The 26,432-nt window shown below is 54.2% G+C and carries 27 protein-coding genes and 1 pseudogene; 14 read left to right on the top strand and 14 right to left on the bottom strand.

The window, feature by feature from the left end; genetic code table 11:
• Nucleotides 1-536 (bottom strand): annotated as a pseudogene (locus H3V53_RS36245) (helix-turn-helix domain-containing protein); the annotation flags it as partial.
• 102 nt (nucleotides 537-638) lie between these two features.
• Here H3V53_RS36245 and H3V53_RS36240 point away from each other — a divergent pair.
• From H3V53_RS36240 to H3V53_RS36215, 6 genes are all read left to right on the top strand, one after another.
• Nucleotides 639-842, top strand: a complete 204-nt coding sequence (locus H3V53_RS36240) for a hypothetical protein (RefSeq protein ID WP_336601943.1) — start codon at nucleotides 639-641, stop codon at nucleotides 840-842.
• Between the two features lie 271 nt (nucleotides 843-1,113).
• Complete coding sequence (locus tag H3V53_RS36235) at nucleotides 1,114-1,566, top strand: hypothetical protein (RefSeq protein WP_336601942.1); 453 nt, start codon at nucleotides 1,114-1,116, stop codon at nucleotides 1,564-1,566.
• Nucleotides 1,567-2,209: 643 nt separating this feature from the next.
• Nucleotides 2,210-2,656: a DUF3331 domain-containing protein gene (locus H3V53_RS36230; protein WP_336601941.1), complete on the top strand. Its 447-nt coding sequence runs from the start codon at nucleotides 2,210-2,212 to the stop codon at nucleotides 2,654-2,656.
• A 97-nt stretch (nucleotides 2,657-2,753) separates the two neighbouring features.
• Entirely contained in the window at nucleotides 2,754-3,623 is an 870-nt protein-coding gene (locus H3V53_RS36225; RefSeq protein WP_336601940.1) for an SDR family oxidoreductase, read from the top strand.
• A gap of 185 nt (nucleotides 3,624-3,808) precedes the next feature.
• The gene (locus H3V53_RS36220; protein ID WP_336601939.1) at nucleotides 3,809-4,780 is read left to right on the top strand and encodes a zinc-dependent alcohol dehydrogenase family protein; all 972 of its coding nucleotides are present in this window, start codon (nucleotides 3,809-3,811) and stop codon (nucleotides 4,778-4,780) included.
• A 42-nt stretch (nucleotides 4,781-4,822) separates the two neighbouring features.
• Entirely contained in the window at nucleotides 4,823-5,215 is a 393-nt protein-coding gene (locus H3V53_RS36215) for a putative quinol monooxygenase (protein WP_336601938.1), read from the top strand.
• 124 nt (nucleotides 5,216-5,339) lie between these two features.
• On the opposite strand, the gene H3V53_RS36210 is transcribed toward H3V53_RS36215, so the two are convergent.
• The 12 genes from H3V53_RS36210 to H3V53_RS36155 form a co-directional block, all read right to left on the bottom strand.
• A complete protein-coding gene (locus H3V53_RS36210; protein ID WP_336601937.1) occupies nucleotides 5,340-6,362 on the bottom strand; it encodes a CobW family GTP-binding protein in 1,023 nt (340 codons plus the stop codon).
• Nucleotides 6,359-6,727, bottom strand: coding sequence for a nitrile hydratase accessory protein (locus H3V53_RS36205; RefSeq protein WP_336601936.1), 369 nt, complete (start codon nucleotides 6,725-6,727; stop codon nucleotides 6,359-6,361). The genes H3V53_RS36210 and H3V53_RS36205 overlap by 4 nt, the downstream gene beginning before the upstream one ends.
• Before the next feature lie 25 nt (nucleotides 6,728-6,752).
• Entirely contained in the window at nucleotides 6,753-7,397 is a 645-nt protein-coding gene (gene nthB / locus H3V53_RS36200) for a nitrile hydratase subunit beta (RefSeq protein ID WP_336601935.1), read from the bottom strand.
• Nucleotides 7,394-8,020, bottom strand: a complete 627-nt coding sequence (gene nthA / locus H3V53_RS36195; RefSeq protein ID WP_336601934.1) for a nitrile hydratase subunit alpha — start codon at nucleotides 8,018-8,020, stop codon at nucleotides 7,394-7,396. The genes nthB and nthA overlap by 4 nt, the downstream gene beginning before the upstream one ends.
• A 17-nt stretch (nucleotides 8,021-8,037) precedes the next feature.
• Nucleotides 8,038-9,042 (bottom strand): substrate-binding domain-containing protein, encoded by a 1,005-nt coding sequence (locus H3V53_RS36190; protein ID WP_336601933.1) that lies wholly within the window; start codon nucleotides 9,040-9,042, stop codon nucleotides 8,038-8,040.
• A gap of 46 nt (nucleotides 9,043-9,088) precedes the next feature.
• Complete coding sequence (locus H3V53_RS36185) at nucleotides 9,089-10,102, bottom strand: ABC transporter permease (RefSeq protein WP_336601932.1); 1,014 nt, start codon at nucleotides 10,100-10,102, stop codon at nucleotides 9,089-9,091.
• On the bottom strand, nucleotides 10,099-12,039 hold the full coding sequence (locus H3V53_RS36180) for a sugar ABC transporter ATP-binding protein (RefSeq protein ID WP_336601931.1): 1,941 nt from the start codon (nucleotides 12,037-12,039) through the stop codon (nucleotides 10,099-10,101). The genes H3V53_RS36185 and H3V53_RS36180 overlap by 4 nt, the downstream gene beginning before the upstream one ends.
• A gap of 36 nt (nucleotides 12,040-12,075) precedes the next feature.
• Nucleotides 12,076-13,119 carry a HoxN/HupN/NixA family nickel/cobalt transporter gene (locus H3V53_RS36175; RefSeq protein WP_336601930.1) on the bottom strand — a complete coding sequence of 348 codons (1,044 nt, stop codon included), beginning with the start codon at nucleotides 13,117-13,119 and terminating at the stop codon, nucleotides 12,076-12,078.
• A 203-nt stretch (nucleotides 13,120-13,322) separates the two neighbouring features.
• A complete protein-coding gene (locus H3V53_RS36170; RefSeq protein ID WP_336601929.1) occupies nucleotides 13,323-14,312 on the bottom strand; it encodes an acetamidase/formamidase family protein in 990 nt (329 codons plus the stop codon).
• Nucleotides 14,313-14,371: 59 nt separating this feature from the next.
• Complete coding sequence (locus H3V53_RS36165) at nucleotides 14,372-14,980, bottom strand: ANTAR domain-containing response regulator (RefSeq protein WP_336601928.1); 609 nt, start codon at nucleotides 14,978-14,980, stop codon at nucleotides 14,372-14,374.
• Nucleotides 14,977-16,176, bottom strand: coding sequence for a transporter substrate-binding domain-containing protein (locus H3V53_RS36160; protein ID WP_336601927.1), 1,200 nt, complete (start codon nucleotides 16,174-16,176; stop codon nucleotides 14,977-14,979). Before H3V53_RS36160 ends, H3V53_RS36165 begins: the two co-directional genes overlap by 4 nt.
• A gap of 742 nt (nucleotides 16,177-16,918) precedes the next feature.
• Nucleotides 16,919-17,587: a TetR/AcrR family transcriptional regulator gene (locus tag H3V53_RS36155; protein ID WP_336601926.1), complete on the bottom strand. Its 669-nt coding sequence runs from the start codon at nucleotides 17,585-17,587 to the stop codon at nucleotides 16,919-16,921.
• Between the two features lie 196 nt (nucleotides 17,588-17,783).
• Between H3V53_RS36155 and H3V53_RS36150 the strand changes: the two genes are divergently transcribed.
• Nucleotides 17,784-18,653, top strand: a complete 870-nt coding sequence (locus H3V53_RS36150) for an SDR family oxidoreductase (protein WP_336601925.1) — start codon at nucleotides 17,784-17,786, stop codon at nucleotides 18,651-18,653.
• 495 nt (nucleotides 18,654-19,148) lie between these two features.
• A complete protein-coding gene (locus tag H3V53_RS36145; RefSeq protein WP_336601924.1) occupies nucleotides 19,149-19,787 on the top strand; it encodes an FMN-dependent NADH-azoreductase in 639 nt (212 codons plus the stop codon).
• A gap of 179 nt (nucleotides 19,788-19,966) precedes the next feature.
• Here the strand turns inward: H3V53_RS36145 and H3V53_RS36140 are convergent, their stop codons facing one another.
• A complete protein-coding gene (locus tag H3V53_RS36140; RefSeq protein ID WP_336601923.1) occupies nucleotides 19,967-20,563 on the bottom strand; it encodes a TetR/AcrR family transcriptional regulator in 597 nt (198 codons plus the stop codon).
• A gap of 147 nt (nucleotides 20,564-20,710) precedes the next feature.
• On the opposite strand from H3V53_RS36140, the gene H3V53_RS36135 reads away from it, so the two are divergent.
• The 6 genes from H3V53_RS36135 (at nucleotide 20,711) to H3V53_RS36110 (ending at nucleotide 26,337) form a co-directional block, all read left to right on the top strand.
• Nucleotides 20,711-21,088 carry a hypothetical protein gene (locus tag H3V53_RS36135; RefSeq protein ID WP_336601922.1) on the top strand — a complete coding sequence of 126 codons (378 nt, stop codon included), beginning with the start codon at nucleotides 20,711-20,713 and terminating at the stop codon, nucleotides 21,086-21,088.
• A 1,356-nt stretch (nucleotides 21,089-22,444) separates the two neighbouring features.
• Nucleotides 22,445-23,053, top strand: coding sequence for an amino acid synthesis family protein (locus tag H3V53_RS36130; RefSeq protein ID WP_336601921.1), 609 nt, complete (start codon nucleotides 22,445-22,447; stop codon nucleotides 23,051-23,053).
• A 231-nt stretch (nucleotides 23,054-23,284) separates the two neighbouring features.
• Nucleotides 23,285-24,028: a branched-chain amino acid ABC transporter permease gene (locus H3V53_RS36125; RefSeq protein WP_336601920.1), complete on the top strand. Its 744-nt coding sequence runs from the start codon at nucleotides 23,285-23,287 to the stop codon at nucleotides 24,026-24,028.
• Nucleotides 24,025-25,032, top strand: coding sequence for a branched-chain amino acid ABC transporter permease (locus H3V53_RS36120; protein WP_336601919.1), 1,008 nt, complete (start codon nucleotides 24,025-24,027; stop codon nucleotides 25,030-25,032). Before H3V53_RS36125 ends, H3V53_RS36120 begins: the two co-directional genes overlap by 4 nt.
• Nucleotides 25,029-25,769, top strand: a complete 741-nt coding sequence (locus H3V53_RS36115) for an ABC transporter ATP-binding protein (RefSeq protein ID WP_336601918.1) — start codon at nucleotides 25,029-25,031, stop codon at nucleotides 25,767-25,769. The genes H3V53_RS36120 and H3V53_RS36115 overlap by 4 nt, the downstream gene beginning before the upstream one ends.
• A complete protein-coding gene (locus tag H3V53_RS36110) occupies nucleotides 25,732-26,337 on the top strand; it encodes an ABC transporter ATP-binding protein (RefSeq protein ID WP_336601917.1) in 606 nt (201 codons plus the stop codon). Before H3V53_RS36115 ends, H3V53_RS36110 begins: the two co-directional genes overlap by 38 nt.
• Nucleotides 26,338-26,432: the final 95 nt, after the last annotated feature.

Here is a 26,432-nt window from a genome sequence, read left to right as displayed (position 1 = left end):
TTCTCGTCCACACAGAACACTGCCGCATGAGCGGGAGGGTTCAGATAGAGGCCTATCACGTCTGCAGCCTTGGTCTCGAAGTCAGGGTCGTTCGAGACCATGTGCGTATCGAGCCGATGAGGACGCACGCCATGCTTGCGCCAGATCCGCTGTACCGTCGAGGCGCCCACATCACCCAGTGCCGCAGCCAGCTTATAGCTGCTCCAATGCGTCGATCCGTCCAGAGGACGGCGTGTGAGCGTGAGTTTCAACACGCGCGCCTCGAGCTTTTCAGGTGGGTGCACGGGAGCACGTCCAGGATGGCGCGCATACAGGCCGGCCAGCCGCTCGGCCAGGAACCGACTCGACCACCGTTAAATGAAGCGCGAGTCACATCGCAGCTGCTGCATGATCGCCTCGCGTGATTGGCCATCGTCAAGCATCAAAATAAGCCGGGCACGCCGCGCGTCAGCTGCGCGCACTGTCTGGCTGCGAGTTGCTGAGAGCAATTGCTCGCGCTCAAGCGCCGTCAGATTCATCTTTTCCATGCATTTCATTGAATACCACATCAGGTGCCTTTTCAATGACGCAATGGACTAGGGGCATCGGCGGATGTCGTTAAGGCGCTTCGAGATGGTGGTCCAATCGCAGATCCGAAATTGGAATCAGTCCGTCGGTTCGCCGCAGCAATCGCAATCGACCGAACTCAGGTATCCGACAGCGATATCATGGCGGTAAAAGCTGCTGGTTTTGATCATCGTGCCATGGTGGCCATTGCCCTCGCCGCAGCCGCGAAGACATTGGTCAACACAGTTGCTCACATTTCATGCCCCGAAATCGACGCTGGATTCTGCGCCGAATAGCTTGAAGACACGTTTTGAAGGTGGCGTCACGGAATACTGCCGTTTGAAGGTGCACAAGTCTGCTCATGCAGCTTGTCTTTGCAGGGCAAATGGCCACCCCTGCTCAGGCGTGCGACGCGGGCGTCGCACGATATTGCCTTTCACACTCCATCACGGCGAACCGCTCCGGGCTGCGAGCGCTCGCGCACTGCATCATCTGCGCACACGGCATGAACGCCGCACCTGCCGGTCACACGCGAATCTTCGCTCTCCTTGCAAGTAGCTCGAGGGCGTGCTGACCGTCTCTCAGTGGAATACGGATAGCCGTACCGGCGCACGGCAGACGTACCGCCAACTTCTGCTCACGGCGGGCGATGACGCCCGCCGCCGCAGCATGCACACTCCAGTCCCGTCACGATGCACATTTCACGGCGCCGATGTCGACGTACAGGTGATCAATTCTTACGAGTTCGACACGTGCACGGAAGCATTTCGCTTCACCCAGTTGCCGGTATTTCGCATGGAGCAGTCCGGAGAGCATGCGTGGCCGCTTTTAATTGACCTGCCCTATCGCTTTCTTCTTCACAGTGAAGGCGAGATCCTTTGCGACGAGCTCGCGAACGCCTATTGTCCATCCGCAGCCGTTGTCAGTGCAGCCGATAGCACGGCGTTGCGCTCGTCAGAATTGACGCACTCCCACAACAGCCTGTCTCTCCCGAAGCAGCGGGCTCTGGGTCGAGGGTAATGCTTACTGCGTTACGCTGGTGCCGCCGACGACCACGGACAATCCAGCCAAGATCATTTCTCAATACATTCAGAAATGCAATTTCAAGATAGGTTCACGTGCTGAAATCTCAATCGAGCGAGTTTTGGCCGCCCGCTAAAAAAACCATTGCACCTTGGCCCGAGGCCAGCGCCCCATGTTTAGCTAAAAAAATCGATACCTTAGTCTAATTGCCGGTTGTTGCGCGATGTGGCGTAATACAGCCGGAATATCGTTTTAACAGAGAGCAGCCCTCCTGCTTCAACTGCCATCATCTACAGATTATGTAATTACTGATAGTGCCGGACGTCGCTCGTTCGGCTGCCATTACTGATGGCTTTCATGCCGGTCGTGTAACGGCCAGTATCAAGATTCCGAACATAGTGGTGAAGCTAACAAATTCTTTAATTTTGAAAGGTTAATCTCAAATAGCAGGAGATCGCATTTTCATGTAAGCGCAATGAATGTAGATTTCATAAGTATGTCTTAGTTTCACCACAAGCTAAAACAGATAATTTTCAGTAGAAGCCCTCAATGTTGTCGCCAACGATAACGATAAGGCGCAAAGTGATGCGCGTTTGCAGGCGATCAACAGGTATCTGAAACCAGATTTCGTGACACGGACATGAATAAAAACGTTAGCTGTTCGAGTGATGCTGAGATTGTCGAGCGTGCGCTTTTGCAATTGCTTCGCCCAAGCAATGATCTACACGTCGGCCACATCGAGTCATCTTTCAAGAAGAAGTTCAGGTTGAAGAAGATTCTTGCGTCGCCTGAAGCACGTAGAGCCGAATGGATCCCTCCGCCTGCGCGGATTTTCATTCATGAAGTACTTACGCCTCATACCATCAGCGTCTGCTGGAGTGATTCGCAGACGGGACATTACGGCGACCAGATATGGCGCTTGGGTTTTGCTCGCACTAGTGGCTTTTGTGCACTTTCTGGACAGCCAATCAGGGCTGGAGACGACGTCTTCCGGCCACGACGCAATGTGGTTAAGGTTCCGTCGAACTGGAACCGTATGATCCTCGCATCAGTAGTGCCAACGATGCGTGACCTCGCATTGACTTAGCTTTCTGATTCAAAGGCAATCCGTATCCCCGGCCTCGCGGCACTGACACCGAACGTCAGGTTGGGCCTGACTAACTGTAAAACTGAAAGGAAATAGTATGTCCAAGACGATTCTCATCACCGGCACCTCCAACGGCTTCGGCAACGACGTCGCCCGAACGCTGGCTGCGGCAGGTCATCGCGTTTTCGCGACCATGCGCGACATCAATGGCCGTCATCGTGAAGCCGCCCTGGAGCTGCAGTCCCAAGGCATCGAGACGCTTGAACTTGATGTCACCGACGATGCAAGCGTTGACGCCGCCTTCAAGGCACTGTTCGCCAAAACCGGCGGCAAGCTCGATGTCCTGATCAACAATGCCGGCATCGCTGCTGGCGGGATCCAGGAAACCTTCACGCCAGAACAGACCCGTGCGATGTTCGACGTGAACGTGTTCGGCATCCAGCGTGTGACCCGCGCCGCCCTGCCCAGCATGCATCAGGCAAAGGCCGGTCTCATCATCAACATCGGCTCCATTCTCGGCCGCGTGACCCTGCCGTTCTTCGCACTGTATGGTGCCTCCAAGCACGCAGTAGAAGCCGTGACGGAAGGCTACCGCTACGAACTGTCACAGCAAGGCATCGATGTCGTCCTGGTTCAGCCCGGCCCGTATCCGACAAAGCTGTACACGGCAATCCAGAAGCCGGCAGACCCCGCCCGGGCCGACAGCTATGGCGATGTCGCCAAAATGCCGGCAGCCTTCGAAGAATTCCTGGGCGGTCTGTTTGCCTCGGAGAATGCCCCCAACCCGCATGACATCGCAACGGCGATCGTCGACATCATCGCCCAGCCGAGCGGCCAACGCTCCAACCGCGTCGTCGTCGGACTGGACTTCGGTGCCATCGCTGCCAATACCGCCATCGCACCGATTCAGGCCAAGCTCGTCGCAGATATTGGGATGGAACACCTCAACACGTTGAAAGTGAACTGACGCAAAGCGTCCTGCATGCCGAATGACTGCGTCGCTCACAGCCTTGAACGGCTTGTAGGACCTTTAAAATGCATTGACATTGCTGAGTCCCATTAGCAAATGGCCGCTTCGCAAGTTCGAAAATGCAACACTTCAATGAAAAAAGGCGGCGTTGTCGTTGTGCTCAATAGCAAAGGAGTTTTGAGATGAAAAGCATTCAGCTAACGGGATACGGTACGCCCGCTGACGTGGTAAAACTCGTCGACGTACCAGGCGTCGGTGCACCAGCGCCAGACGAAATCATCATCGACGTCGAAGCCGCGCCAGTTGAACCATCGGACCTGTACATGATCGCTGGAATCTACGGGAATCTTCCTCCTTTGCCCCATATTCTTGGCATCCAGGGCGTCGGGCGTGTTTCCGCTGCTGGTAGCAGCGTTAAGCACGTGAAGGAAGGAGATCGTGTGTTGGTGCCGCCTTTCGCACCGTCATGGGTTGAGCGGGTAAAAACAAACGCCACCTGGCTGAGACCATTGCCGCAGGCAGATGTGAATCAGCTTGCCATGCTTGGCATAAATCCCGCAACAGCATATTTGATCTTGACGCAATTTGTCCAGCTTAAACCCGGTGATTGGATCATCCAGAACGCTGCAAACTCGTCGGTAGGCCGTGCCGTTATCGCTATTGCGAAAGCAAAAAATATCAGGACCGTGAACGTAGTGCGGCGAGCCGAAGTCGTCAGCGAAATAGAAGCGCTGGGCGGAGACATCGTACTCGTTGATGGACCCGGCCTTGCTGAACGCGTTTCTTCTGCAACTGGAAACGCGAAAATTGTCCTGGGGCTGGATGGCGTGGGTGATACGGCCACGCAAAACCTGCTCAACGCGGTGACGCTATACGGTACGGTTGTGATCTGGAGCGGAATGAGCGGGCAGCCTTTCACGGCATCGGGGCCTCGCCTTTTGTTTTTCGATCAAACCATCCGGGGTTTTTGGATTTTCAATTACTTCCGAACGCCAGATCCCATAAAAGTTTCGGCTATGTACGAAGAGCTTGTCCCGTTAGTCGCGGCCGGCGAGTTAACGTTCCCCGTGGCGGGCGAATATAGCTTCGAGCAGCACCTGGCTGCCATCTCTGTCGCAGAGAAATACAGCGGAAAAGCAATACTCTGTCCCTAATTGACTTGGGAAGATAATCTACCAATCCGAAAGGCGAACACCATGTCAGAGCCATCTCCGAATTCCACTCGACAGCCGGACGAAACGTTCTGGCGCATAGAAGTTGAAATTCTTCCCGGCAAGCTCGAGGAATTTCGAGCACTCGTTCGTGAGCTCATCGTATCGAGTCGGCAGGAGCCCGGCACGCTGGACTACGACTGGTATTTCAACGCCAACGATACGATCTGCCACACCTACGAACGCTACCGCAACTCAGAAGCCGTGATTGCGCATGCGACTACCTTTGGCGCAACGTTTGCGGAGAGATTTAGTCAGGCCTGTCGGCAGATCGGGCTGGACGTCTACGGATCGCCCAACGAGAAGGCGACAGCAATACTTGATGCCTATAACCCGAGGTATTTTGCGTTGCGCGACGGGTTTCATAACTCAATATAACTTTGGCATAGCGCGCATGGCAGTGCACTGCACTGCCATGTGCGGAGACCAAAGACTGGTGATCCTGTGGCGCCACGTCGATCGTCGGTGTTATCAACCCTGTCTGACGTAGATGCCCAGTGACCTAGGCTTGTTCATTCGCGAGCTTATCAACGGTTGCACATTGCTCAAGCATGCGCTCGATTGACGGCACTGGCAGATTCTGGCCGATGAACACGAAACGTGACTCTCTCGGTTTATCGAGTGCCCAATTTGATCCTAAATCAGCGTTCATCACCATGTGGACACCTTGAATTATCAGCCGACTTTCAAGTCCATCTACAGCGACGATTGCCTTATAGCGCATCATATCTGTCCCATATTGGGCAACCAGTTGATGCAAATGGTCACGAAGCGCAACGCCATCAAATGCATCAAAAGTGCGATACGCGATCGACTTTATGGATTCGTCATGTTCATGAGATTCGGGTTCGAGGAATCCAGGCTCGATTTCTAGAATATCTGAGAGCGAGAAACCCTTGATGTCGACTATCTGAGGTATCTCAGATCTCCTTAGATCCACAGCGGTAATGGGTGCGCGAGCGTTCATCCGTCGCAGTCTCCGTGTAAGTTCGTCTACTCGGATAGTGTCGATCTGATCTGTCTTGCTCACGAGAATACGATCTGCGAAACCCACCTGCTCTTGCGCTTCATGGAACGCATCTAGTTGCTCAGACGCATGAATTGCATCAACTACAGTAACTACGCCGTCAAGGAAGTAGCGCTTTGCGATGTCTTCTTCGATAAAGAACGTCTGCGCTACCGGTGCAGGATCTGCTAGTCCAGTTGTTTCGATGATGACCCGCGTAAAATTCAACTGATTGGTTCGAAGATTTTCGTAGAGCCGGTTCAAGATCCTCACAAGATCTCCACGAACTGTGCAGCAAATGCAGCCATTGTTCACCTCAACAATCTGCTCTTCTTCTTCAGCTATCAGTAACGTGCTATCAACGCTCTCTTTCCCAAATTCGTTTTCGATGACCGCAATCCGCTCTCCGTGCTGCTCTGTGAGGATTCGATTGAGCAACGTGGTCTTTCCGGCCCCGAGAAAGCCGGTAAGCACAGTGACAGGGATGCGAGCATCTGTTTCATGTCTCAATGTATTCATCGTTGACTTCCTGCTGCGTCCATGGATGATGCCGCACCTAACGACGAAACCACCTGGCTCGTAACAAACTGCTTGGCAAAAAGCTGCCCAGAGGACGTTAATTTTTTGGCTACTACGATTTTCTCCAAGGCCGCCAACCATTGATCATAATATCGTGGGAAATCTTGACCGGCCTTCTCCAACTCCTCCGCACGGCGCACTTCAGCCGAAAAAAATTCGACCCATTCCCCCCAGCTGAAGAATCCTGATTTCGAGAGTTGCAAGACAAGCGCAAACGCTCGGGCCTCCCAGGGCTCGTCAAATATCACGTCATCCGCTTCGGTGAACGGGATGCACTTGTAGTGCAGATCGACTGCGTTAAGCATGGCGCTCGTCTCCACAACAATTATGTCAGACCCGCTCAAGATAGGCTTCGAAGAGATCGACCTGCAGTGTATCTCGCTCCGATGCAGAGTCGCCCCACACTTCTCTCGCCGAAAATTTCACGGAGTAGCAATGTAGCTCGTTTTCGCCGAGTCCGTGAGCATTCGAATCGGGGTACACAAAAACGCCATGATCAATTGCAACGACGCCTCGCTTACCTCTGACATATGCTGGCAGGCGCGTATGTGTCGCCGGATTCATATTTCGAACAGCGACAGCATCACCGACTTCAAATTGACCCGATTTTTCATACCCTCGACGAGCAGACATACCTGCGGCGATCACTTTGGGTACGTCAGCGAGCGACAGCGTGCGCAGGTGCATTTTCCCCGGGGCGACCGCGCCGCCTTCGCTGATAATTCCCTTATCTGCCAGTATCCGCTCAAACCCGCTTAGCCAGTGCTCGTAGTAGGATGTACCGAGGTATTCCCCCGGTGGCATCTTCTCTATGGCGTGGCGAAACTCGTCGCCTGTGTACGCCCCGGTGTACAGCAAGCTGGTGAACAAACTGTAAACCCGTCTCTCCCAATCTGCGTGAAATACGGGCTCATCGGCTTCGGGATCGATGGGGCCTAGCCCATGCATCCCACCGATATCATGAATTCCATTCATTTCACGACTCCTGTGCCAGCAGTGTGAGGGCTAAGAGCCAATCCGACACCTATCATGGAGTCTCGCGTGACCAAATCGGCCAACGCTAGCTCATCGAGATGTTCGGTCCCTACCGGTCGTTGCGGTAGCACCAGATAACGTAGCTCAGCGATAGAGTCCCAGACCCGGATTTCTACGTCAGCGGAGAGCGAAACCCCAAATTCCTCGAGCACACTCCGAGGATCGATAACCACTCGAGCCCGGTAAGCGGCCGACTTATACCACGCTGGCGGCAAACCAAGCGTTGGCCATGGGTAACATGAGCAGAGGGTACACACAATCATGTTGTGCACGTGAGGCGTGTTTTCCACAACAACCATATCCTCGCCCTGCAACCCCTTATATCCTAGTTCCGCAATTGCCTCTGTCGCGCGCGACAGCAATCTCGTTTTGAATGCTGGGTCGACCCACGCACGGGCCACAACTTTTGCCCCATTTCGCGGGCCAACCTTGTTCTCATAGTTGTCGATGAGCGCGTCAAGCGCAGCAGGATCAACGATCCCCTTTTCGATCAGCGCAGCTTCTAGCGCCTGAACGCGCAACGCTGGGTCGGAGGCCGCTGGCCCGGAATGAGGCTTTGCCATCTCTGTGCTCCTTGGCGTTAGTTCGCGCTCGGGAAAGTCATCTTCTGAAGCGTGGGCAGCAATTGCTGGACATTATCTTTCGTTACGATCGTCATCGGAAGAACGATCTTTTTCGGTGGAGGATTTCCATTCCAATTGGCAATCAGTGCTTCGACTGATTTTTGTCCCATCATGTACGGTTGCTGCATGCCGGCTGCAACGAGCGTGCCATTCCGAAGCATGTCTACAAATTCGGGCAATCCATCGAAACCTGCCAGTGCTACCTGATCCTCTTTATGTGCAACACGAATGGCACGAGCGGCACCAATAACTGGTTGATCGATCTCGATAATCACCGCGTGCATGTCAGGGTGAGCAGTCATCATGTCTTGCACGAACCGAAATGTCTCATCTGCGGTATAACGCTGCATCTGATTCAGGGCAACCTCCTTTACACCAGCCTCTCGCATGGCTCGCCTGAACCCCTCAGTCCGCCACTGCCCGATCTGCCGCGCAAGCGAAATTGTGCAAATACCATATCCACCACCTGTCCAGCCCTTGGCCTTGAGCTCCTGAGCGAGTTTCTTACCCGTCTCATACGCTCCATTTTCGTTATCCGATACAACAAAAGATACATATTCTCCGGAATTGGTGCCGATATCCGCAATCACAACGGGGACCTTCGCACGGGCTGCCGCAGCCAGCACGCTCGGCGCTGTTGACGAATCGGTGGGGGAAAAGATAATTCCCGCTACTCCTTGAGATATCGCATCCTGCGCATTCTTCAGCTGCGTTGCTGCGTCATTGTGTGAGTCGTAGCTGGTTACTGTTCCCCCTTCGCTCTTGACCGTTTCAGTGATCGCCTTTGACACCGTTCGCCAGAATGGAATATCGAATCCAGGCGCAAGATATGCGATTTTCTTCCCGGCGGCTGCGGTCCCATCGGCAAATGCGAACGGTGGGCACAGAAAACCCATCACAGCCACCAGAGGAATCAATCCAATCTTGCAGCGCCGAGTAAATCGTTTAATCAATGTGTTCATTTTTCTCTTTCCTCAAGGTTATGGTATTTGACGCAAGACAGCATGCTCAGCGTTTCCGGCTCAATCGGGTTGACGCGAATCGTTCTGCAAGTACGGCGATGATAATGATTGCGCCTATGGCACTACCTTGCCAGTACGGCCCAACGTTCAATAGGTTCAGTGCGTTTCGAATCATCACCATGATCAAGACGCCGAGAAATGTTCCAATCATTGAACCTCGTCCACCGAACAAACTAGCACCGCCGATTACCACGGCCGCAATAGCATCTAGCTCCAACCCCGTGCCAGCAACCGGATCGATCGACATGAGACGCGAACTCAGCATGACACCCCCGACAGCAGACAAGGCGCCGGATAGCACGTACGCAAACGTCATGTAATACGACACTTTCAAACCACTCGCGCGTGCCGCTTCTATGTTCGACCCAATGGCATAGATGGTCCTGCCTCCTTTGGTGTAGGAGAGATAGCTCCATGCAACGACAAACAGTGCGACCACGAAGATGAAATTAGCGGGAATTCCGGACATGTCCGCAGACCCAAATACTGCGAAAGATTCCGGCAGCGATGAGATCGAATTCCCGTTGCTAACGATATATGCCAGTGATCGCCCGATCGACATCATTCCTAGCGTCACGATAAAAGGTGCAATTCTTCCAAAGGTCACAAGCAATCCATTGATCAGCCCTAAAAGAGCGCCACAGATTAGTGATCCAAAAATCGCCATCGGAATCGGCAGCCCCGCCGAGGTCATCGCAAGTCCCAGGATTACAGCCGAAATACCAGTCAATGCCCCGACTGAAAGATCAATACCTGCGACAAGAATGACAAACGTCTGGCCGATCGCAACGATGCCCGTTACAACCGACTGATCCATTAAGTTCGCAATATTTCCCAATGAAAGGAAGTGCGAAGACGAAACAGAAAGCACTGCTCCAAGTATCAAGAAAACTGCAAACATCCGGCATTCGACCTGAAAACGATATGCGAACGCTTTCAGTCTACTTATGGGGCGACCTGACATTTGTGATGCATCCACACCTGGGGATAGGGCTTTCATACCAAAGATTCCTCTTCGCGTTGGCGAACCTGCAACTGCTCTCCACAAAACTCGCGCATGCTTGCTTCCAGTCGAGCACGAAGTGCACTCGGAGATTGGTTAAAAGAACCGCGAGCTACTGAACACCCGATGTAACCGAACCCATGCCCATTTTGGTTACAAATCGGAAACGATATCGTCGAAAACATCTCGTCATCAATCTGAAGCTCACTGCGACCCAACTCGCGTAAGGCTTTAGGAATACACGTGTTTTCCACGAGAGGAAATTGATTCGGCTGCACACCGATCATCAGCTTGTCGTCTCCCGTCTTGTCGAAACAAAAAACTGTGTCATGTTCAACTTGGAACCAATAGGCACAACCACCTGCTCCCTGAGCCACATCTGCTAACACCTTGCGAAGGCCTCGTGCAGAGGATCGTGGCGTTGAGAGCATCGTCAGCACCTCTGGATCAAGCAGATCGCTGTCGACTTCCGCAATCGACGAACCATCGCTCATGACGACAATGCGGTCAGCCAGCCCCAGAATTTCCTCAAAATCGGAGGAAACGCAGATAACACCAACGCCTTTCTCCGCGATTTCCCGGATAATTTGATAAATGACATTTCGCGTGCCAATGTCAACGCCTCTTGTCGGTTCATCTAGCAGTAAAACTGACGGGTTTAAAAGCAACCACCTTGCGAAAATCACTTTCTGCTGTTGGCCACCACTGAGCCCCAACATTGGGGCGCCAAGAACGTGACCGGGCATATCCAGCTCTAACAACAGATTTTGAATTGCCTCGGCATGTTTTTTATAATTCCTCCGCATCCCTGGGTCACTGCCCAAATGTGCCAGCAACAGATTTTCGGTGACAGAAAAATCCGGGATAATTCCTTGTCGACGGCGGTCCTCACCGATCATCCCGATCCCGTGGGAGATCGCATTTTCAGGTGACAATGCCGCAAACCTTTTTCCCCGTAACAGCACTTCGCCATCATCTCGTTTTCGGAGCCCGAATAACGTCTCTAATGTCTCTGATCGTCCCGCCCCGACCAGACCAGCCAGCCCCAGGATCTCGCCCGCATACAACGTAAATGAGACATCCTTGACCAACGGCGGCGCCGATAGATTGCGGACGGTTAGCACGCTTTCTCGCGAGATCAGATCCTTCTGCGCAACATGTTTGCGTTCATAGAGATTTTCGATGTCGCGCCCTACCATCATCCTGACGAGACTGTTTGGCGTAAGGTTCGCAGTGAGCACACTGGCTTCGACAGTACGTCCATCTCGCATCACCGTCACTGCATCCGTTATCTCAAAGATTTCTTCCAGACGATGGGATACAAAACCCAAGGCTTTACCACGTTCGCGAAGCAAACGCATGACCGCAAACAGACTTGATACTTCTGTGGGCGATAATGAAGCAGTCGGTTCATCGAAAATAATGAGATCAGAATCTTGCTGTAGCGCCCGACCGATTTCGATAATCTGTCGCTGGGCCATAGAGAGGTCCCCAGCGCGCATTGTCAGCGAGATCTGGGCAGCTTGGCCCAGTTCATCAATGATCTCGGTCGCTCGCGCGCGCATTTGGCGCCACTGAATGCTTCCACGTGTGCCAAAGCGCGGAAGGCAGATGTTCTCGAGCACCGACATGTCTGGCGCGATGCTGGTCTCCTGCATGACCAACGAGACGCCGTGTTGCATTGCGTCTCTTGGCGACGAAAAATCCACGTCCACGCCGCGCATTTGTAAAGTACCTCCACTGCGGCGCACATGACCGCTCAGCACCCGAGAGAGCGTCGACTTTCCTGCACCGTTTACTCCGATAAGAGCGTGCACTTCACCGGCTCGTAAGCTCAAAGTTCCATCCTTTAGCGCCGCGACTGCGCCAAAATTCTTTGTTACATTTCGTGCAACAACCAAGTCCGGCACAGTATCTTGCGTAATATGTCCCATAACAAATCATCCTCTGAAAGTTTTTGGGCCGATAACTTACGCCCGTCGAACCAGGACTTGACGCTGTTTCATTCTGTAACGCCCTGCGCTCACAGCCCAACCTACTGCGAAGACCGCGACAACCAGAAACCCAACCAGATTTAAATTTTCATTGAATCGGTTGATCGCATCCCATGGCCCGCTTGTCAAAGAAAATTTTCGGCTCACAAAGCTCAATGCCTCTCCAAGACCGATTACCATGGCGACGCAAATAGAAAGCGCAGTTATACCTGTGTTGTAAAATGCAACTCCACCCGATCGATCAATTGACCAGCGGTAGGCGTAATTCATCAACACGCCGTCGGTCGAATCCGCCAACGTCATCGCACCGCCGAATAACGCCGGAAAGATGAGAATGTTATTGATAGCGACACCGTCCGCCGCTTGTCCAGCTGACAGACTAAGCAACGCGATCTCTGTTGCCGTGTCGAACCCAAGCCCGAAGACGGCTCCAACGAGCGCCATGTGCCAGCTTTTCTCGACGAGTGTGAAAAATGGGAACAAAGCTCTCATCAGATATCCTGCGGGCTGCAAATTGGCCGGTTCCGCGCAGTCGCCCTCAGCCTTCTCAATGCGCCGGCAGCGGAGACTGTCTTTGAGAAGAGCGACATTGCTCAGCCCAATCAGCAAGAGAAAAGTGAACGATGCGACCGATGCGACATCGCATCCAAACTCTTTTAACTCTGGATGGTTCAATGAAACGCTTCTCGCTCCAAGCGCGATCCCGGTCGCAGCAATTAGCACGACAAGTGAATGGCCCAATGCGAAGAAAAATCCGACACCGATTACGCCTCGTCCCGCACGGATCAGCTTGCGGGTGGCATTATCAATGGCCGCAATGTGGTCGGCATCAAAAGCGTGTCGAAGCCCCAAACCGAAAGCAGTCAGGGCCAGTCCTATCCCGACTGTATTCCCTCGAAATTCCACTGCTGCCCACAACCAGAGCATAACGTTAGCAATAACTAGAATGCTATAAAATCTGGTCGTGCTTTTTCGGTCCACAGACGTAGCCATCTCCTGGGCGAATTTTCGGCCAATCATGCAATGCTCCAGCAAAGTAAAAAAGCCCCTTGCACAGGATCTGTGCAAAGGGCTTCATCGCCATACCCGCCACATGTGTGACGAGCAAGTTGGACCTTCCTCACTTCATGAAGACGACATCTAACATCTAAAAACCACTGTTTCTGCTTCTAGCTTAGGAGATCAAAAATGTGGAAGTCAACCGGTTTTTTGATTTCTTCGCGTCATGGCTGCAGATACTGCTTTTGTATCGCGGCCCCAACTGAATACTTCGGATCGACGAAATTGCCAAGTCGCACTTTGCCTACCTGGCTCAAAATCATGTACGCATCCCATTGATCAAATCCATATTCTGCGGCCATCCAGAGGACTAGCTCCTTGTACGCAATCCGCGTTGCGTCCTCAAGAGGTCGTGCACTGCCAATGGTCATCAGCAGATCCTCCGTTTCAAGCCGTGGCCAGTCAATCATCCACCCTTTAATTAGATCTACATGTATCGTCGTCCGACTTGCAAACTCAACCGCAGTACCACAAAGCTCACCGTCCCCCTGACAGGCGTGCGCGTCTCCGATGAAGAGGCGTGCTCCCGGAGAGCGCACGGGAAGATACGTGATGCTCCCAGGCCCCATATCAGGTACGTCCATGTTCCCGCCGTGATTATCAGGCGTCAGAGAATTGATTGAGTCAATCTCAGGAGAAACACTAAGCGTCCCGATGTGTGGCTTGTAGGGGAGTTGCACCCGCTTGCTCCAGTACACGCCCTCTTCGTCCAGATCAACCTTGCGCGTGATCTCAGGCAGCGGCGCATTCAGTATTGCAGTGTAATCTGTACCCGTGAGTGCGCCAAACCGTGGGATGAGACAGGTAGTGCCGCGCGGATTTTCGCCTCTTGGGCGCATCGATTCGATGTATACGGCGAGCACGTCACCTTTTTCCGCACCGTTCACCATGATCGGGCCGTTTTGAGGGTTCAGAAATGGAACGCGAAGGTGCTCGCTCGGAAGGTCTTTTTCTGTACGCAACTTGCCCTCATAAGCGTCCATTGTGTCAATGATGACCTTGTCACCGGGCGATATCGACATGACCGGGTTTGAGTAAGGTCCAATTGTGTAGTGGAACGTGCCTTGCCGTTCTTCAGAGAGCTCGTGCAGCTTTCCTATCTCTCCGCGTGCGACACCACGTGTGTGCATAATTGAAGTTTTGAGCCAGTTCATCGCGTCTTTTTACTCTATGAAAAGTGATTTGACCTCAATCCTTGCAGCCTGTACAAGATTCACCCTGTATCCGCTCTTGCTGTTTGCCACTCATCGAGTGTGTCACCGCACAAGAGCGAGACGCACAATTCTTCGATGGAGATGCCACGCTCCATGCTGACAGCCTGGAGTCGTTCAAACGCCTGATCCTCATCGATCCTGCTTCGTTTCATAATCAAAAGTAATGCCTTAAAAACGATGCGCCGAGATTTCACCCGATCTTTAAGTTCATTGATCTCCGAGATCGCCACTGACCTCTGTTTGTGAATCTCCTCGGCTTGCAGCAATGCCAGATATGTTCCCCTGGAGCGAACAGGCTTGACCAGAAATGCCGATATCCCTTGTGCCATGCTCCATTGAATGCGCTCCGGGGTCTCAGAACCGATCATTGCAATCAGTGGGATGTTCGGCGCGCCAACTGGCCAGGGAAAAGGATGCTTTCGTTGGGTATCTGTGTCGAAAAAGCAGATTTGCACCACTGGCCAATCGACATCGGAACACCAGGATGAACAGGTGACTGTCATTCCAAGACGTAATAGCTGTGATTCCAGCAGCTGTCTGTCTCGATCGTCTTTGTGCACAATTAACGCACGCCGCCCGCGAAAGACTGGTACCGATTGTGTTTTCATTGAATGGCCCTCAATTGAGGACGCGCCTTCGTAGCTAGAAGCTGTTGCGTCGTCGACCATGCATGAATGTCGCGATTGGGATCAAACCATGTCAAAAAAGGGTCAGGCGGGACAGGATCATCTGAAGTCTGGATAATTTCAAATTGGCCATGAGGAGTCGAGCGCCCCAGCCTCGGCGTGAGGTACGCGTGGTGGTTTTCGCTGTCTACCCATACCGGTCCTTGTGGCGCTTCAAAACGGCACGCTCCCACCGCCTCACGCACCTTCGCTGGGTCATCCGATCCGCACGCTCGAATGGCTCGCGCGAGTAAATGCACTGCCACATACGATGCCTCAGCGTCGGACGTCGTCACTCGTGACTGGCCGAATCGAGCATGAAATGCATCCAGGAAGGCGAGATTGGCGCAGGATGCGATGCTCTGAAAGTAAACGGAAGAACAAATATGTCCGCGTCGCGCCTCAGGTGGCGCCGCTCGCAACTCCAGCTCCGAAATATTGCAACTTGCGATTGACGGATAGGAAACTCCCTTTGCTTTAGATCTCAGCCGCGCTTCGCTATGTGCAGATAGCAAGGCCGCAGTTGTCGCGCCGATCACAGACGAAAAAATGTAGTCCGGCTTGAGGTCCTGAATCTCCTGCATCACTCGCGCAAGATCCGTTGCACCCAGCTCCGTGTAACGTTCGGCAAGAATGCTCCCACCGTTAGCCTCCGTAATTTCGCGCATTACGCGGTTACTTTCCCAAGACCAGACGTAGTTAGAACCTAGCGAATACACGCGTTTGCCATGCCGAGACATCATGTAGGCCGCGAGCGGAACAATATGTTGATTCGGCGCCGCGCCCAGATAAATCACATTGTCGCTATACTCAAATCCCTCGTAGTGAGAGGGGTACCAGAGAAGAGCGTCAGCTCGCTCAAAGGCTGGAATCACCTCTTTTCGACTCGACGAGGTGTAACAGCCAACTACGTGTCGAATCTTTTGACCGTACAAGAGGTCTTGACTCAGCGAGAAATACTTATCGAGCTGGCCACCTGGATTCGCGACGACCGGGTTTAAATAAAAGTCGTACGACGGATCCTCATTGATCTGCTGAATCGCGAGTAAGGAAGCCGAAAGCATCGCCTCGCCGATCTCGCCGTAGTCTCCTGTGCTCGAGCACAATAGCCCCACCGGTATGAGAGTTCGAATTGTCATGTGTCTGTCTGCTTCGATCAATACGCAGAAAAAAAAAGCCCATCACGCCTGAATGGCTGGATGGGCTTTATTGCCTTTCCAACTCTTGTGAGCTGGAACAGTTGATAGAACAGTATCGCGCACACCATGCGCAGGTGTGTTCAGAACATCTGAACCTAGTCTAGGACTTAAATTTGCGCTCTGTCAATGTCTTTTTCGTTCGTTCTGTGAACGTGGATTATGTTAATCATCCTGACGAAACATAGATAAACGGTCGTTGTATTCAGTGTCGAAGACTTCGACCTGACTCACATGCGGCAACGCGACATATCGATGCCAGACGGGCGCGGTGAATAACCGGAGGTCTTCGCTACGGATGCGTCTCCTCGCTTCGCAGACCCGCTGTGAACACAGACTGCAGCCACGCCAATAGCAAAGTTCATTGAGCCCGAGCCGCTGGTCAGGTAGAAGGCACGCTACGATAGCGAATCTTCTTGATCTGGCAAGCGTGCATTGCGCACGTCCCGATTTTCAAGCCGCGACATTTTCCCGTGATCGATATCTAGTTTTATCTGCACAAATTTGCTCGTGCAGTCGGTCTTCGCAGTGCAATCGAACGCCCTGCCGAGGAGAAACGGCGCGAGCACTGCGTCCGTGGGCGCCTTGCGCACTCCGTCTTAGGTGCAATCGTGCCTCGTGGCGAGTCAGCGCTCGCGCACCATGCCTCTTATGGGTCGCATGAGTGCCCCCCTCGGACCACACACTAATACCTGCGTTTCCTTGCTGATGGCTCTGAAGCGGCAATTGCCCGGTTTCGCCCACGCTTTGCCGCGACGCGGTCATTTCGTTCGGGCCAGGCAACCATTGCCAGATCGATGATGTCCTTGAGTTCCGCAAAGGGTGCGCCGTCGTGAGCCTGAATACCCATGCTTTGCACAATTGCGGCATAGAAATGGCTTAAACGGCTTGCTTCGGCCAAATCGTGAAGTTCTCCCTCGGTAACAGCGATTTCTAGCCGCTCACGAATGGCGTTAAGCCAGGCGCAGCGCGCATTCCGGATCGCGGCGGCGACAACAGCTGGCATATCTTCATCGATCGTTGCAAACGTGACCATGCAGCCGATCGGATGCGCCTCGCGATTTGTAAGTTCACCCGCCGTCGCGAGCAAAAGCTCCCGAACTCCTTCACGGGCCGACGGCGCTTCTTGCAGATGCCGCCATAGCGTCCGAGTTAGCTGCATATACAGGTCGACAGCCTCCACGTACAGCTCTTCCTTACTGCCAAAGGCAGCATAGAGGCTCGGCATGCGAATGCCCAGCACATCACCCAGATCCCGTAGTGACGTGGCGTGGAAGCCCTTGCGCCAAAACAGCAACATGGCATCAAGCAGTGCCTGTTCGCGATCGAACTCTCTGGGACGCCCGCGTAGCATGGTCCACCTCCTGACAATGCAATATCTGTAGTGTACGTTAAAAAAATGCTTGACGACGAGCAGTGGCCTGTCTATATTTTTAACGCTCGTTACACAAATGGGTGCAACGCAGGAAAAAAGCCGTGCGAGCCAATCGCGGCACTGACACCGAACGTCAGGTTGGGCCTGACTAACTGTAAAACTGAAAGGAAATAGTATGTCCAAGACGATTCTCATCACCGGCACCTCCAACGGCTTCGGCAACGACGTCGCCCGAACGCTGGCTGCGGCAGGTCATCGCGTTTTCGCGACCATGCGCGACATCAATGGCCGTCATCGTGAAGCCGCCCTGGAGCTGCAGTCCCAAGGCATCGAGACGCTTGAACTTGATGTCACCGACGATGCAAGCGTTGACGCCGCCTTCAAGGCACTGTTCGCCAAAACCGGCGGCAAGCTCGATGTCCTGATCAACAATGCCGGCATCGCTGCTGGCGGGATCCAGGAAACCTTCACGCCAGAACAGACCCGTGCGATGTTCGACGTGAACGTGTTCGGCATCCAGCGTGTGACCCGCGCCGCCCTGCCCAGCATGCATCAGGCAAAGGCCGGTCTCATCATCAACATCGGCTCCATTCTCGGCCGCGTGACCCTGCCGTTCTTCGCACTGTATGGTGCCTCCAAGCACGCAGTAGAAGCCGTGACGGAAGGCTACCGCTACGAACTGTCACAGCAAGGCATCGATGTCGTCCTGGTTCAGCCCGGCCCGTATCCGACAAAGCTGTACACGGCAATCCAGAAGCCGGCAGACCCCGCCCGGGCCGACAGCTATGGCGATGTCGCCAAAATGCCGGCAGCCTTCGAAGAATTCCTGGGCGGTCTGTTTGCCTCGGAGAATGCCCCCAACCCGCATGACATCGCAACGGCGATCGTCGACATCATCGCCCAGCCGAGCGGCCAACGCTCCAACCGCGTCGTCGTCGGACTGGACTTCGGTGCCATCGCTGCCAATACCGCCATCGCACCGATTCAGGCCAAGCTCGTCGCAGATATTGGGATGGAACACCTCAACACGTTGAAGACCCAGTAATTTTTTGGGGTATTACACACCGCCAGGACTGTCGTCGAACGCATCCTGGCGGTGGCCACGAGCATTCGCGAATGTAGACTTCCAGTATGTCTAGCATAATTTGAAGCTACGGTAAGACCTCTTCGCGGTGAACGGCTGTTGCTGGTGATAAAGCAAACGCGAGGCGTTGGCTATTGCTGTGTGCGTTTTGTGCACGCACTCGTGCTTCCTCAAGAGCGAGAGTTGTGCTGGGTGCTGAGAGTCGATGATGTCATACGCGTCAAATAGTGGTGCGCCACGAGCGGCGTTGCAAAAAGGCAGAGGCGCAAGTGATTGCAGGACTAACGCTAATCGTGATCCGATAGATCAAACACAGTGAATCATGCCATGTGTCAAGCGGTAATTTTGCTGTCACATTCGACACAATCGGCAGCGATCTGCGGATTGCGATACGTATGAGGCTCACCTATGTTTAAACGGCATTTCCCCTAAAACCATATTCAAACTGAGTGCATCATGTCGAAGCTGCTCTATATCGAAGCATCCCCGCGAGGCACACTTTCGGGATCTACCCTGCTCGCTAACACGTACCTTGATGAGCTCCGAAAAACAAATCCCGGAATCGAGGTGGATACCCTTCGAGTTTGGGAGGAGGACTTGCCAGAGTTCGATACGAACACGGTTGCCGCAAAGATGAGCGTCATGACCGGCCAAGCACTCGATGCAACTCAGAGGGCAGCATGGGACAAAGTTACGGAGATCGCCAATCGCTTTATCTCGGCAGATCGATATGTGATAGCCTCGCCGATGTGGAATAACGGAATTCCGTATAGGCTAAAGCACTATATTGACATCGTCCATCAGCCGGGCCTGACATGGACTCTTCAGCCAGCCAAAGGGTTCATCGGGTTGCTGAAGAACAAGCACGCTAGTCTTTTCCTGACAGCGGGCGTGTATGGCCCAACCATGCCTTCCCCTGCCTTCGGTGTCGACCACCAAGGTGCATATCTGAAAGGATGGTTGAACCAGGCGGGCGTTGATGCCATCGACGAAGTGCTTCTGCAGCCATCCTTGTTGACACCGGATGCGCTCGCTGCTCTGACGCAAGCGAAAGAACGTGCCGTCGAACTTGCCGTTCGTCACGGAGCACTTTGATCAAGTGGTGTCATTGCCAGTGGTTTCGACTGGCAGATTCAACGTCCGCCAGGGATCCGGGTGGTCATTGCTGACGTGTGACTACGTACGAGCGAGAAGTTGCCTCACTCGCACAGCCAAATGCCCAGAACCCCGGATGACACAAGAATGCCTGCCTGAAGGGTAAGCAGGCATTCTGCTTACTTGACCGGCCACGCTGCCATGGCAGCTTCCGCCATACCTGCCAAATCTTCCTGATTCGCACCGTCATAAGCTTGAACTGCCATGCCCTGTATTACGCCCATGTAGAAGCGGCTCAGGCGTTCTGTATCAGTTCCGTGTGGAAGTTCGCCCGACGCTACCGCGCGCTCAATTCCTGATCTGAGTGCCTTGAGCCCGTCCAGTCGCGCTGCTTTAACGGCATCTGGTGCCGTTCCGATCGGCCCATGACCCATAGTCGCCAGGTTCACCATGCAACCCGACGGGGTATCTTGTCCTTCAGGCAATACCTCCGAAGCCGCTAACAAAACTCTTCGCACACCTTCCTGTACCGTTGGCTCGCCATCAATCCGATCCCAGATCAATTGATGTGCGAGACCGTTGTATCGACGCAAAGCTTCAATGTACAGATCCTCTTTGCTTCCAAATGCAGCATAGAGGCTTGGAGCGCGGATTTCCATGGCTTCGCAAAGATCATTCATTGAGGTAGCGAGGAAACCCTTGCGCCAGAACACCAGCATTGCTGAGTGTAACGCAGCATCTCGGTCGAATTCTCTTGGCCGTCCCTTGTTTGGCATAGCCGTCTCTTTCTGTATCATTCGATACAATAACCCAGCAGCAGCCTAAAATCAATCCTGTCACGCACGGAGCGCTTTGCGCTGCTGCGGGAAGACGCCCCGTCGAGCCAACGCCGGGCGGCGCACTCCGGTGCGCTATCGGCGGCAGTGGCGTGGGCGAAGGATGAACTGGAACCCGTCGTCGCGGAGAATCTGGATTTCGCCGCAAAAAAGAAAGCCATGACGCAGCTCAGCCCAAAAGGCGCAAGGATGCTCTCGGGGCTGCTCTACGTGAAATACCGGCAACTGCCCGAAGCGAAGTGCGTCCGCGCAGGTGTCGAACTGATTTTCGTTGACCCAGCCTATACGTCGACCATCGGTGCGATGAAATACGCATCGCGACGAGGCTGGAGTGTGCATGCTGCTGCAGCGGGCGTTATCGCCCGCCGCGAACAGAAGTTGACTGAGCGTTTGTCACGCACTAATACGATTGTCCGTGTACCGGTGCGGGGCCACCATCACGCCCTCAATCGATTCGCAATGTGACATTCAATCTTGAGGGCGTGACGCTTGCCGAGGCACTGGCTGCGAATGTCGCACTAGCTTCGCGTCTGCACTGGGACGAGCGTCACTGGCGGGCATTTGTGTCGTTCGATCATGCGCCGGCCGGAAGGTGACGCTGGATATGCAGCACCGCGCGGTGGGGCTCGACTTCAACGTTGATCATCTGGCGGTGACCGAGACTGATCCGTTCGGTAACTGTGTAACGGTGGTCCTGCTGAGGGGAACGGTGCGCCAGGCTGCTCCACGCGAATCTCCGTCTTTCCTTGCAAGAAGAACGATAAAGCGAGCGCTCAGAACGATGGTCGAACGACTGTCAAATTGTAACGGCCCATATCTATCCCGGTTATCTGATGCGGCAACAACGCAGTCCGTTTAGCGTCATTGATTGATGTTTTCCTCCGATCAGTGGAATCCGAGTAACGATACCCCATCCTTTCCTGAACCAGCTGTGCTCTCACGTCGCTATCGAGCGCTGGCGGTGTTGATTGCGCAAACGAAGAGAATGCCGAGATTGAAATCGACATTGCAACAAGGAATCGGACGAATTTCACGCTGTTTCTCCAGAAAATGTCTCGTGCGCAATGATTTTTTTGCGGCTCGATGAATGAAGTGTAAAGCCCTGTCGGAGCGGTAACGAGCACAGACAGTGCAATTCATTGTTGTCGGTTTCTGTGTTTGAATAATGATGTGCAAGATTGCTCATGGTCTATGGATCCGCAGCGAGAGCGCTTCTGTTCTCGGGAAGGCATCCTCGACGCGAGGCGAAGTTTTTTCACATCACGCACCAAAATGGTGTGGCACTGGCGCGCCTGCAGGGAAAGCTCGCTAGGCTCGAGCGCAACCCGCATCTGTTTTGCCGCGCGCAAGCCAGTTGTGTCTTTCGCACTCCGGCGTGGCAAGCCTCGCCGGGTGGCGAGCCAACGCTCGCGCACCACACCTCTGTACGCTGCATGAACGCTGCGCCATGTCGCCACACGCGAACCTCCGTCTTTCCTTGCAGGAAGCTCGAGGGCGTGATGGTGGCCTCGCACCGGTACACGGACAACCGTATCGGTGCGTGGCAAACGCTCAGTCAATTTCTGCCCGCGACGGGCGATAACGCCCGCTGCGGCAGCATGCACACTCCAGCGTCGTCGCGATGCGTATTTCACCGCACCGACGGTCGACGTATAGGCAATCAGTTCGACAAAGGTAACGCCACGCGGGCCGCACGGGAAAGCGGCACGCGGCTGTGCAGCGTGACTTCCCGCGACTATCCGGTTACGCTCGTATCAAACGCTGACGAACTGCCGGGGTGCGCGGCTCCGCGCATTTTTCCTCCTGCGTCTGAGGTTCGTCATGAGTGATGCCGCGAACAGAATCGTTCGTCAAATTTTCATTTTCGAGCGCAACATCGTCAGTGAAGGCGATTACGCTGTCCGCAATCCCGCAAAGCACGTTGTTGCCGCTGCCGTACTACGGAACCCGTTTGCAGGACAGCGCGCTACCACAGAGGAAGAGCTCGGGCAACTGGCGGACCTGTCGTTCGACGTGGGATCTGAACTGGCTACGCGTGCACTGGCGCGCTTCGAAAACAGATTGCGCCCCAGTACGTATGGCAAGGCCGTGATTATTGGCCAGGCCGGTAACAGCGAGCATGGTGCCGCCATGATTCACCCACGCCTGGGATTGGCGATGCGAAATGCGCTTGGCGCTGGCCCTGCACTGATTCCTGGCGTCGCAAAAACTGCTGGCGTCGGCGCTTCCATTGATCTCGCGTTTGGCGACGTCAATGATTCGTGGGAGTATGACTCCATGGATGCGATCGAGGTCGCTGTTCCAGGCGCTCCTGCTGCCGATGAAATGGTTCTTTTTGTAGGGTTCGGTACTGCGCGCGCTAACGCACGCGTTCGGGGCGCTACGGCAGAACAGGTTGCCAACGTACTCGCAGCGTCGAAAAGTCGCTGATTACTGGACTGGACGGTGCGCACGTACTTCGTTACCGGACGCGAACTTGAGGCTCTCTTCGGAGGGCCGTATCTGCACGAAATTCTAAGTTTTAGACGCGTAGCGTGCATTGCGCGCGGACGCACGGATCATAAATTCTTCAACGACGCTCCAAGGCGCGCCGAGAGCCGATCAGCCACTTTGCGTATGTCCTTCCCGATTCGCTGCCCCATCTCAACGTCGATCTCAGTGGTGAGAAAACTGACCGCCAGGCCTGCGACCGCCTGTTCGCCAAACGGTTACCTTTTGCTGGTCATAGCTGCAGTGGTGGCCGGCGGTGTCACGGGCATCCTGATTGAGCGCGGAATCCTGAAGCGCTTTTACAGCCATGATCCCGTTGTGTTATTGCTGGTCACCTATGCGCTGTTCCTCATTATCGAAGACGTTATCAAGCTCGTTTGGGGCGTCGATCCCTATTCTGTGTCGGAGCCCTATAGCTTTCTCGGTAATTTCGAACTCGGCGACCTGTCCTACCCTCGCTACAACTTCATCATCCTCGGGGCTGCGGTCATCGCAGGTATGAGTTTGATGCTGTTTCTTTGCTATGCTCGTGCCGGTCGTCTGCTACGCGCTGTTATCCACGATCGCGAAGTAAGTCAAGCGCTCGGCATCAAGGTTAATCGTTATTTCGTTTGGACCTTCGCCGTCGGCGCCGTGCTTGCCGCATTGGGTGGCGCATTTACCGCGCCCACTATTTCAGTCGCTCCCGGGATGAGCGTGGAAATCGTAGTGCTGACATTCGCCGTTGTAGTCATCGGCGGACTTGGTTCGTTACCTGGTGCAGCCTTGGGCGCACTCATCGTTGGCATGGTGCGTGCGATGGCTGTGCACTACTGGCCCCAAGGGCAGTTGTTCTCAATTTATATTGCCATGGCGTTGGTGCTTGCAGTACGCCCGAAAGGCTTGTTCGCACCTCTGGAGGGTCGCAAGATATGAATTCTCGCGTCACTTCTCAGGGATTGCTCCTTACTGTCGCTGGCTTTGCGTGCATTGGTGTCGTCGGTTTTGCGCTACCACAGTGGCAATTTTTGGTCTCGGTCGCCTTGTCGAAAGGCATCGTGGCGCTGGGCGTAGCTCTCCTGCTCCGCACTGGTCTTGCGTCTTTCGGGCAAGCGCTGACTTACGCCGTCGGAGCATACTGTGTCGGTTTCGGGATGAACTTTTACGGTCTTAATGACCTGCTCGCCCTTCTCATCATCGCCACGGTAGTGTCAGGACTTGTCACCTGGGTGCTCGGGTTTCTGCTTGCTCGCTACCGTGACATCTTTTTCGCGATGCTTACCCTTGCTCTGTCCATGATCATGTATGGAACGCTGCTCAACAATGCTGACCTCGGCGGCAGCGACGGTTTCAATGTAAAGGCGCCCACGATTGGATACGGCAACACGCGCTTCCCTATTGCTGGCACCAGCCTCTTTGTCATAGTCCTTATCGCCGCACTGATGTGTGCAGTTGCAGTTGGTCTGTATCTCCGTTCGACACCGGGCCGCCTCGGTCCTGCGATCAAGGATAACGAAATCCGTGTCGAGTACCTAGGGACGTCCGCGCGCTCGAATATTCATCTGGCTTACTCGATCGCAGGTGCACTGGCCGGGCTTGGTGGCGCGCTTTCGGCATTCAATATTGGTCACATTGATCCAGACATGGCTTTCTGGACTACATCTGGTGAGTTTGTGTTTATCGCAGTGCTGTCAGGCACACGATTCGCCTTTGCGCCATTTCTCGGAGCGTTGCTGCTCGAGATTGCACGTGCAGCGGCCTATCGATATGCGCCCAACGCCTGGCAGATCGTGATGGGTATCATCATGCTTTCTATCATCGCATTCCTGCCAGGCGGCTTGTCGAGCTTTCGCTTCGCGCGGCGCAGTCGCTCAACTGGTTCGCATGGCTGCACGCCCAAGCAATCGACGGCCCCCCGCTCAAAGGACATAGCTGTATGAGCAAAAAAACCATCATCCAGGCTATCAACCTGAAGAAGTCCTTCGGCAGCGCTACGCCTGCCCGTGACATCTCTGTAAGCATTGAGGAGCACAGCGTCGTGGGGTTGATCGGTACAAACGGTGCCGGGAAGACGACGTTCGTCAATATGTTAACGGGTTACATCCGCCCTGACAGCGGGGAGATCCTGTACTTCGACAAGAAAATTACTGGTCTTGCGCCTCGCAGCGTCACGAAGCTGGGTATCGCCCGCTCGTTCCAGATACCCCAACTGTTCACGTCGCAAACGACGCGCGAGAATATAGAGATCGCATTGGCAATATCCGGCGTACCAGCGGCACTGGCGAACGAAAGCCTCGCTCGACTGGGCGTGCTGGAGTTCGCAGATGCCTTGTCGGGTACGCTACCCGAGGGGACGCGTAAATTGCTCGACATCGCGCTGGCGATGGTTTGCCAACCAAAGGTGCTGTTGCTCGACGAACCAACGTCAGGGGTTGCGGCCGATGAGAAATTCGACGTGATGAATCGGGTGCTGGACGCGGCGCGAGCTCAAAACGTTACGGTCTTGTTCGTCGAACACGATATGGAAATCGTGCGGCGTTACAGCAATCGCGTGCTGGCCTTCTGCGACGGTACCATTATCGCGGATGGTAGCCCTGAAGCAGTACTCGCCGACCCTGCCGTGCGTGAATTGATCATTGGTGAAACAACGATCGGACGCGAGACTGATCACGCTTGAAATTAACAATCTCAACGTTCGCTTTGGCACCACTGATATCCTGCGAGGCGTGAATCTCTCAGTTATGAAAGGCTCCATTGTCGGGCTGATTGGACGTAATGGCGCAGGCAAAACAACTACTCTGCGCGCCATCATGGGACTCGTGAAACCCACTGCTGGCACACTGGCCTTTGACGGAGTCGACCTGATGCGAGCGGCTGCCCATGAGCGCACTGCGCTCGGCATTGGTTATGCGCCGGAAGATAGGCGTTTGATCCCGGATATGACCGTCGAAGAAAATTTGTGCGTACCGGCCTGGGCGCTCAAAGCAAAAGATATCAATGCACGCCTCGAGAATGTATATCGCGTCATCCCGGAAGCTCGTGATTTCGGACCTCGCCGGGCACTGGAGCTGTCTGGTGGTCAGCAAAAACTGGTCGCAATGGGCCGTGCACTCATGACGGGCACTCGCCTGTTGATGCTCGATGAGCCATTCGAAGGGGTGGCGCCTGCGCTATCAAAACGGATTGCTGAAGTCATCGGCCAGCTACGTGGTGCAGGAAAGAGCATACTACTGTCTGGAGCGTAAGCGTTGCAGCAGCGACGTCTTGACTGGGGATCGTGATTGTCAGGCTGGGCTGCGGAGCTGATCGGCGACGACCCACGGTGTGAGTTCGTCGATGC

Source organism: Paraburkholderia bengalensis (assembly GCF_037126505.1).
GTDB lineage: Bacteria > Pseudomonadota > Gammaproteobacteria > Burkholderiales > Burkholderiaceae > Paraburkholderia > Paraburkholderia bengalensis.
This window is presented reverse-complemented; position numbering and strand designations above follow the sequence as displayed.

Coding starts and splice junctions, on each gene's coding strand:
- H3V53_RS36230 (WP_336601941.1), top strand. CDS start 2,210: ATGAATAAAAACGTTAGCTGTTCGAGTGATGCTGAGATTGTCGAGCGT.
- H3V53_RS36225 (WP_336601940.1), top strand. CDS start 2,754: ATGTCCAAGACGATTCTCATCACCGGCACCTCCAACGGCTTCGGCAAC.
- H3V53_RS36220 (WP_336601939.1), top strand. CDS start 3,809: ATGAAAAGCATTCAGCTAACGGGATACGGTACGCCCGCTGACGTGGTA.
- H3V53_RS36215 (WP_336601938.1), top strand. CDS start 4,823: ATGTCAGAGCCATCTCCGAATTCCACTCGACAGCCGGACGAAACGTTC.
- H3V53_RS36210 (WP_336601937.1), bottom strand. CDS start 6,362: ATGAATACATTGAGACATGAAACAGATGCTCGCATCCCTGTCACTGTG.
- H3V53_RS36205 (WP_336601936.1), bottom strand. CDS start 6,727: ATGCTTAACGCAGTCGATCTGCACTACAAGTGCATCCCGTTCACCGAA.
- nthB (WP_336601935.1), bottom strand. CDS start 7,397: ATGAATGGAATTCATGATATCGGTGGGATGCATGGGCTAGGCCCCATC.
- nthA (WP_336601934.1), bottom strand. CDS start 8,020: ATGGCAAAGCCTCATTCCGGGCCAGCGGCCTCCGACCCAGCGTTGCGC.
- H3V53_RS36190 (WP_336601933.1), bottom strand. CDS start 9,042: ATGAACACATTGATTAAACGATTTACTCGGCGCTGCAAGATTGGATTG.
- H3V53_RS36185 (WP_336601932.1), bottom strand. CDS start 10,102: ATGAAAGCCCTATCCCCAGGTGTGGATGCATCACAAATGTCAGGTCGC.
- H3V53_RS36180 (WP_336601931.1), bottom strand. CDS start 12,039: ATGGGACATATTACGCAAGATACTGTGCCGGACTTGGTTGTTGCACGA.
- H3V53_RS36175 (WP_336601930.1), bottom strand. CDS start 13,119: ATGATTGGCCGAAAATTCGCCCAGGAGATGGCTACGTCTGTGGACCGA.
- H3V53_RS36170 (WP_336601929.1), bottom strand. CDS start 14,312: ATGAACTGGCTCAAAACTTCAATTATGCACACACGTGGTGTCGCACGC.
- H3V53_RS36165 (WP_336601928.1), bottom strand. CDS start 14,980: ATGAAAACACAATCGGTACCAGTCTTTCGCGGGCGGCGTGCGTTAATT.
- H3V53_RS36160 (WP_336601927.1), bottom strand. CDS start 16,176: ATGACAATTCGAACTCTCATACCGGTGGGGCTATTGTGCTCGAGCACA.
- H3V53_RS36155 (WP_336601926.1), bottom strand. CDS start 17,587: ATGCTACGCGGGCGTCCCAGAGAGTTCGATCGCGAACAGGCACTGCTT.
- H3V53_RS36150 (WP_336601925.1), top strand. CDS start 17,784: ATGTCCAAGACGATTCTCATCACCGGCACCTCCAACGGCTTCGGCAAC.
- H3V53_RS36145 (WP_336601924.1), top strand. CDS start 19,149: ATGTCGAAGCTGCTCTATATCGAAGCATCCCCGCGAGGCACACTTTCG.
- H3V53_RS36140 (WP_336601923.1), bottom strand. CDS start 20,563: ATGCCAAACAAGGGACGGCCAAGAGAATTCGACCGAGATGCTGCGTTA.
- H3V53_RS36130 (WP_336601921.1), top strand. CDS start 22,445: ATGAGTGATGCCGCGAACAGAATCGTTCGTCAAATTTTCATTTTCGAG.
- H3V53_RS36120 (WP_336601919.1), top strand. CDS start 24,025: ATGAATTCTCGCGTCACTTCTCAGGGATTGCTCCTTACTGTCGCTGGC.
- H3V53_RS36115 (WP_336601918.1), top strand. CDS start 25,029: ATGAGCAAAAAAACCATCATCCAGGCTATCAACCTGAAGAAGTCCTTC.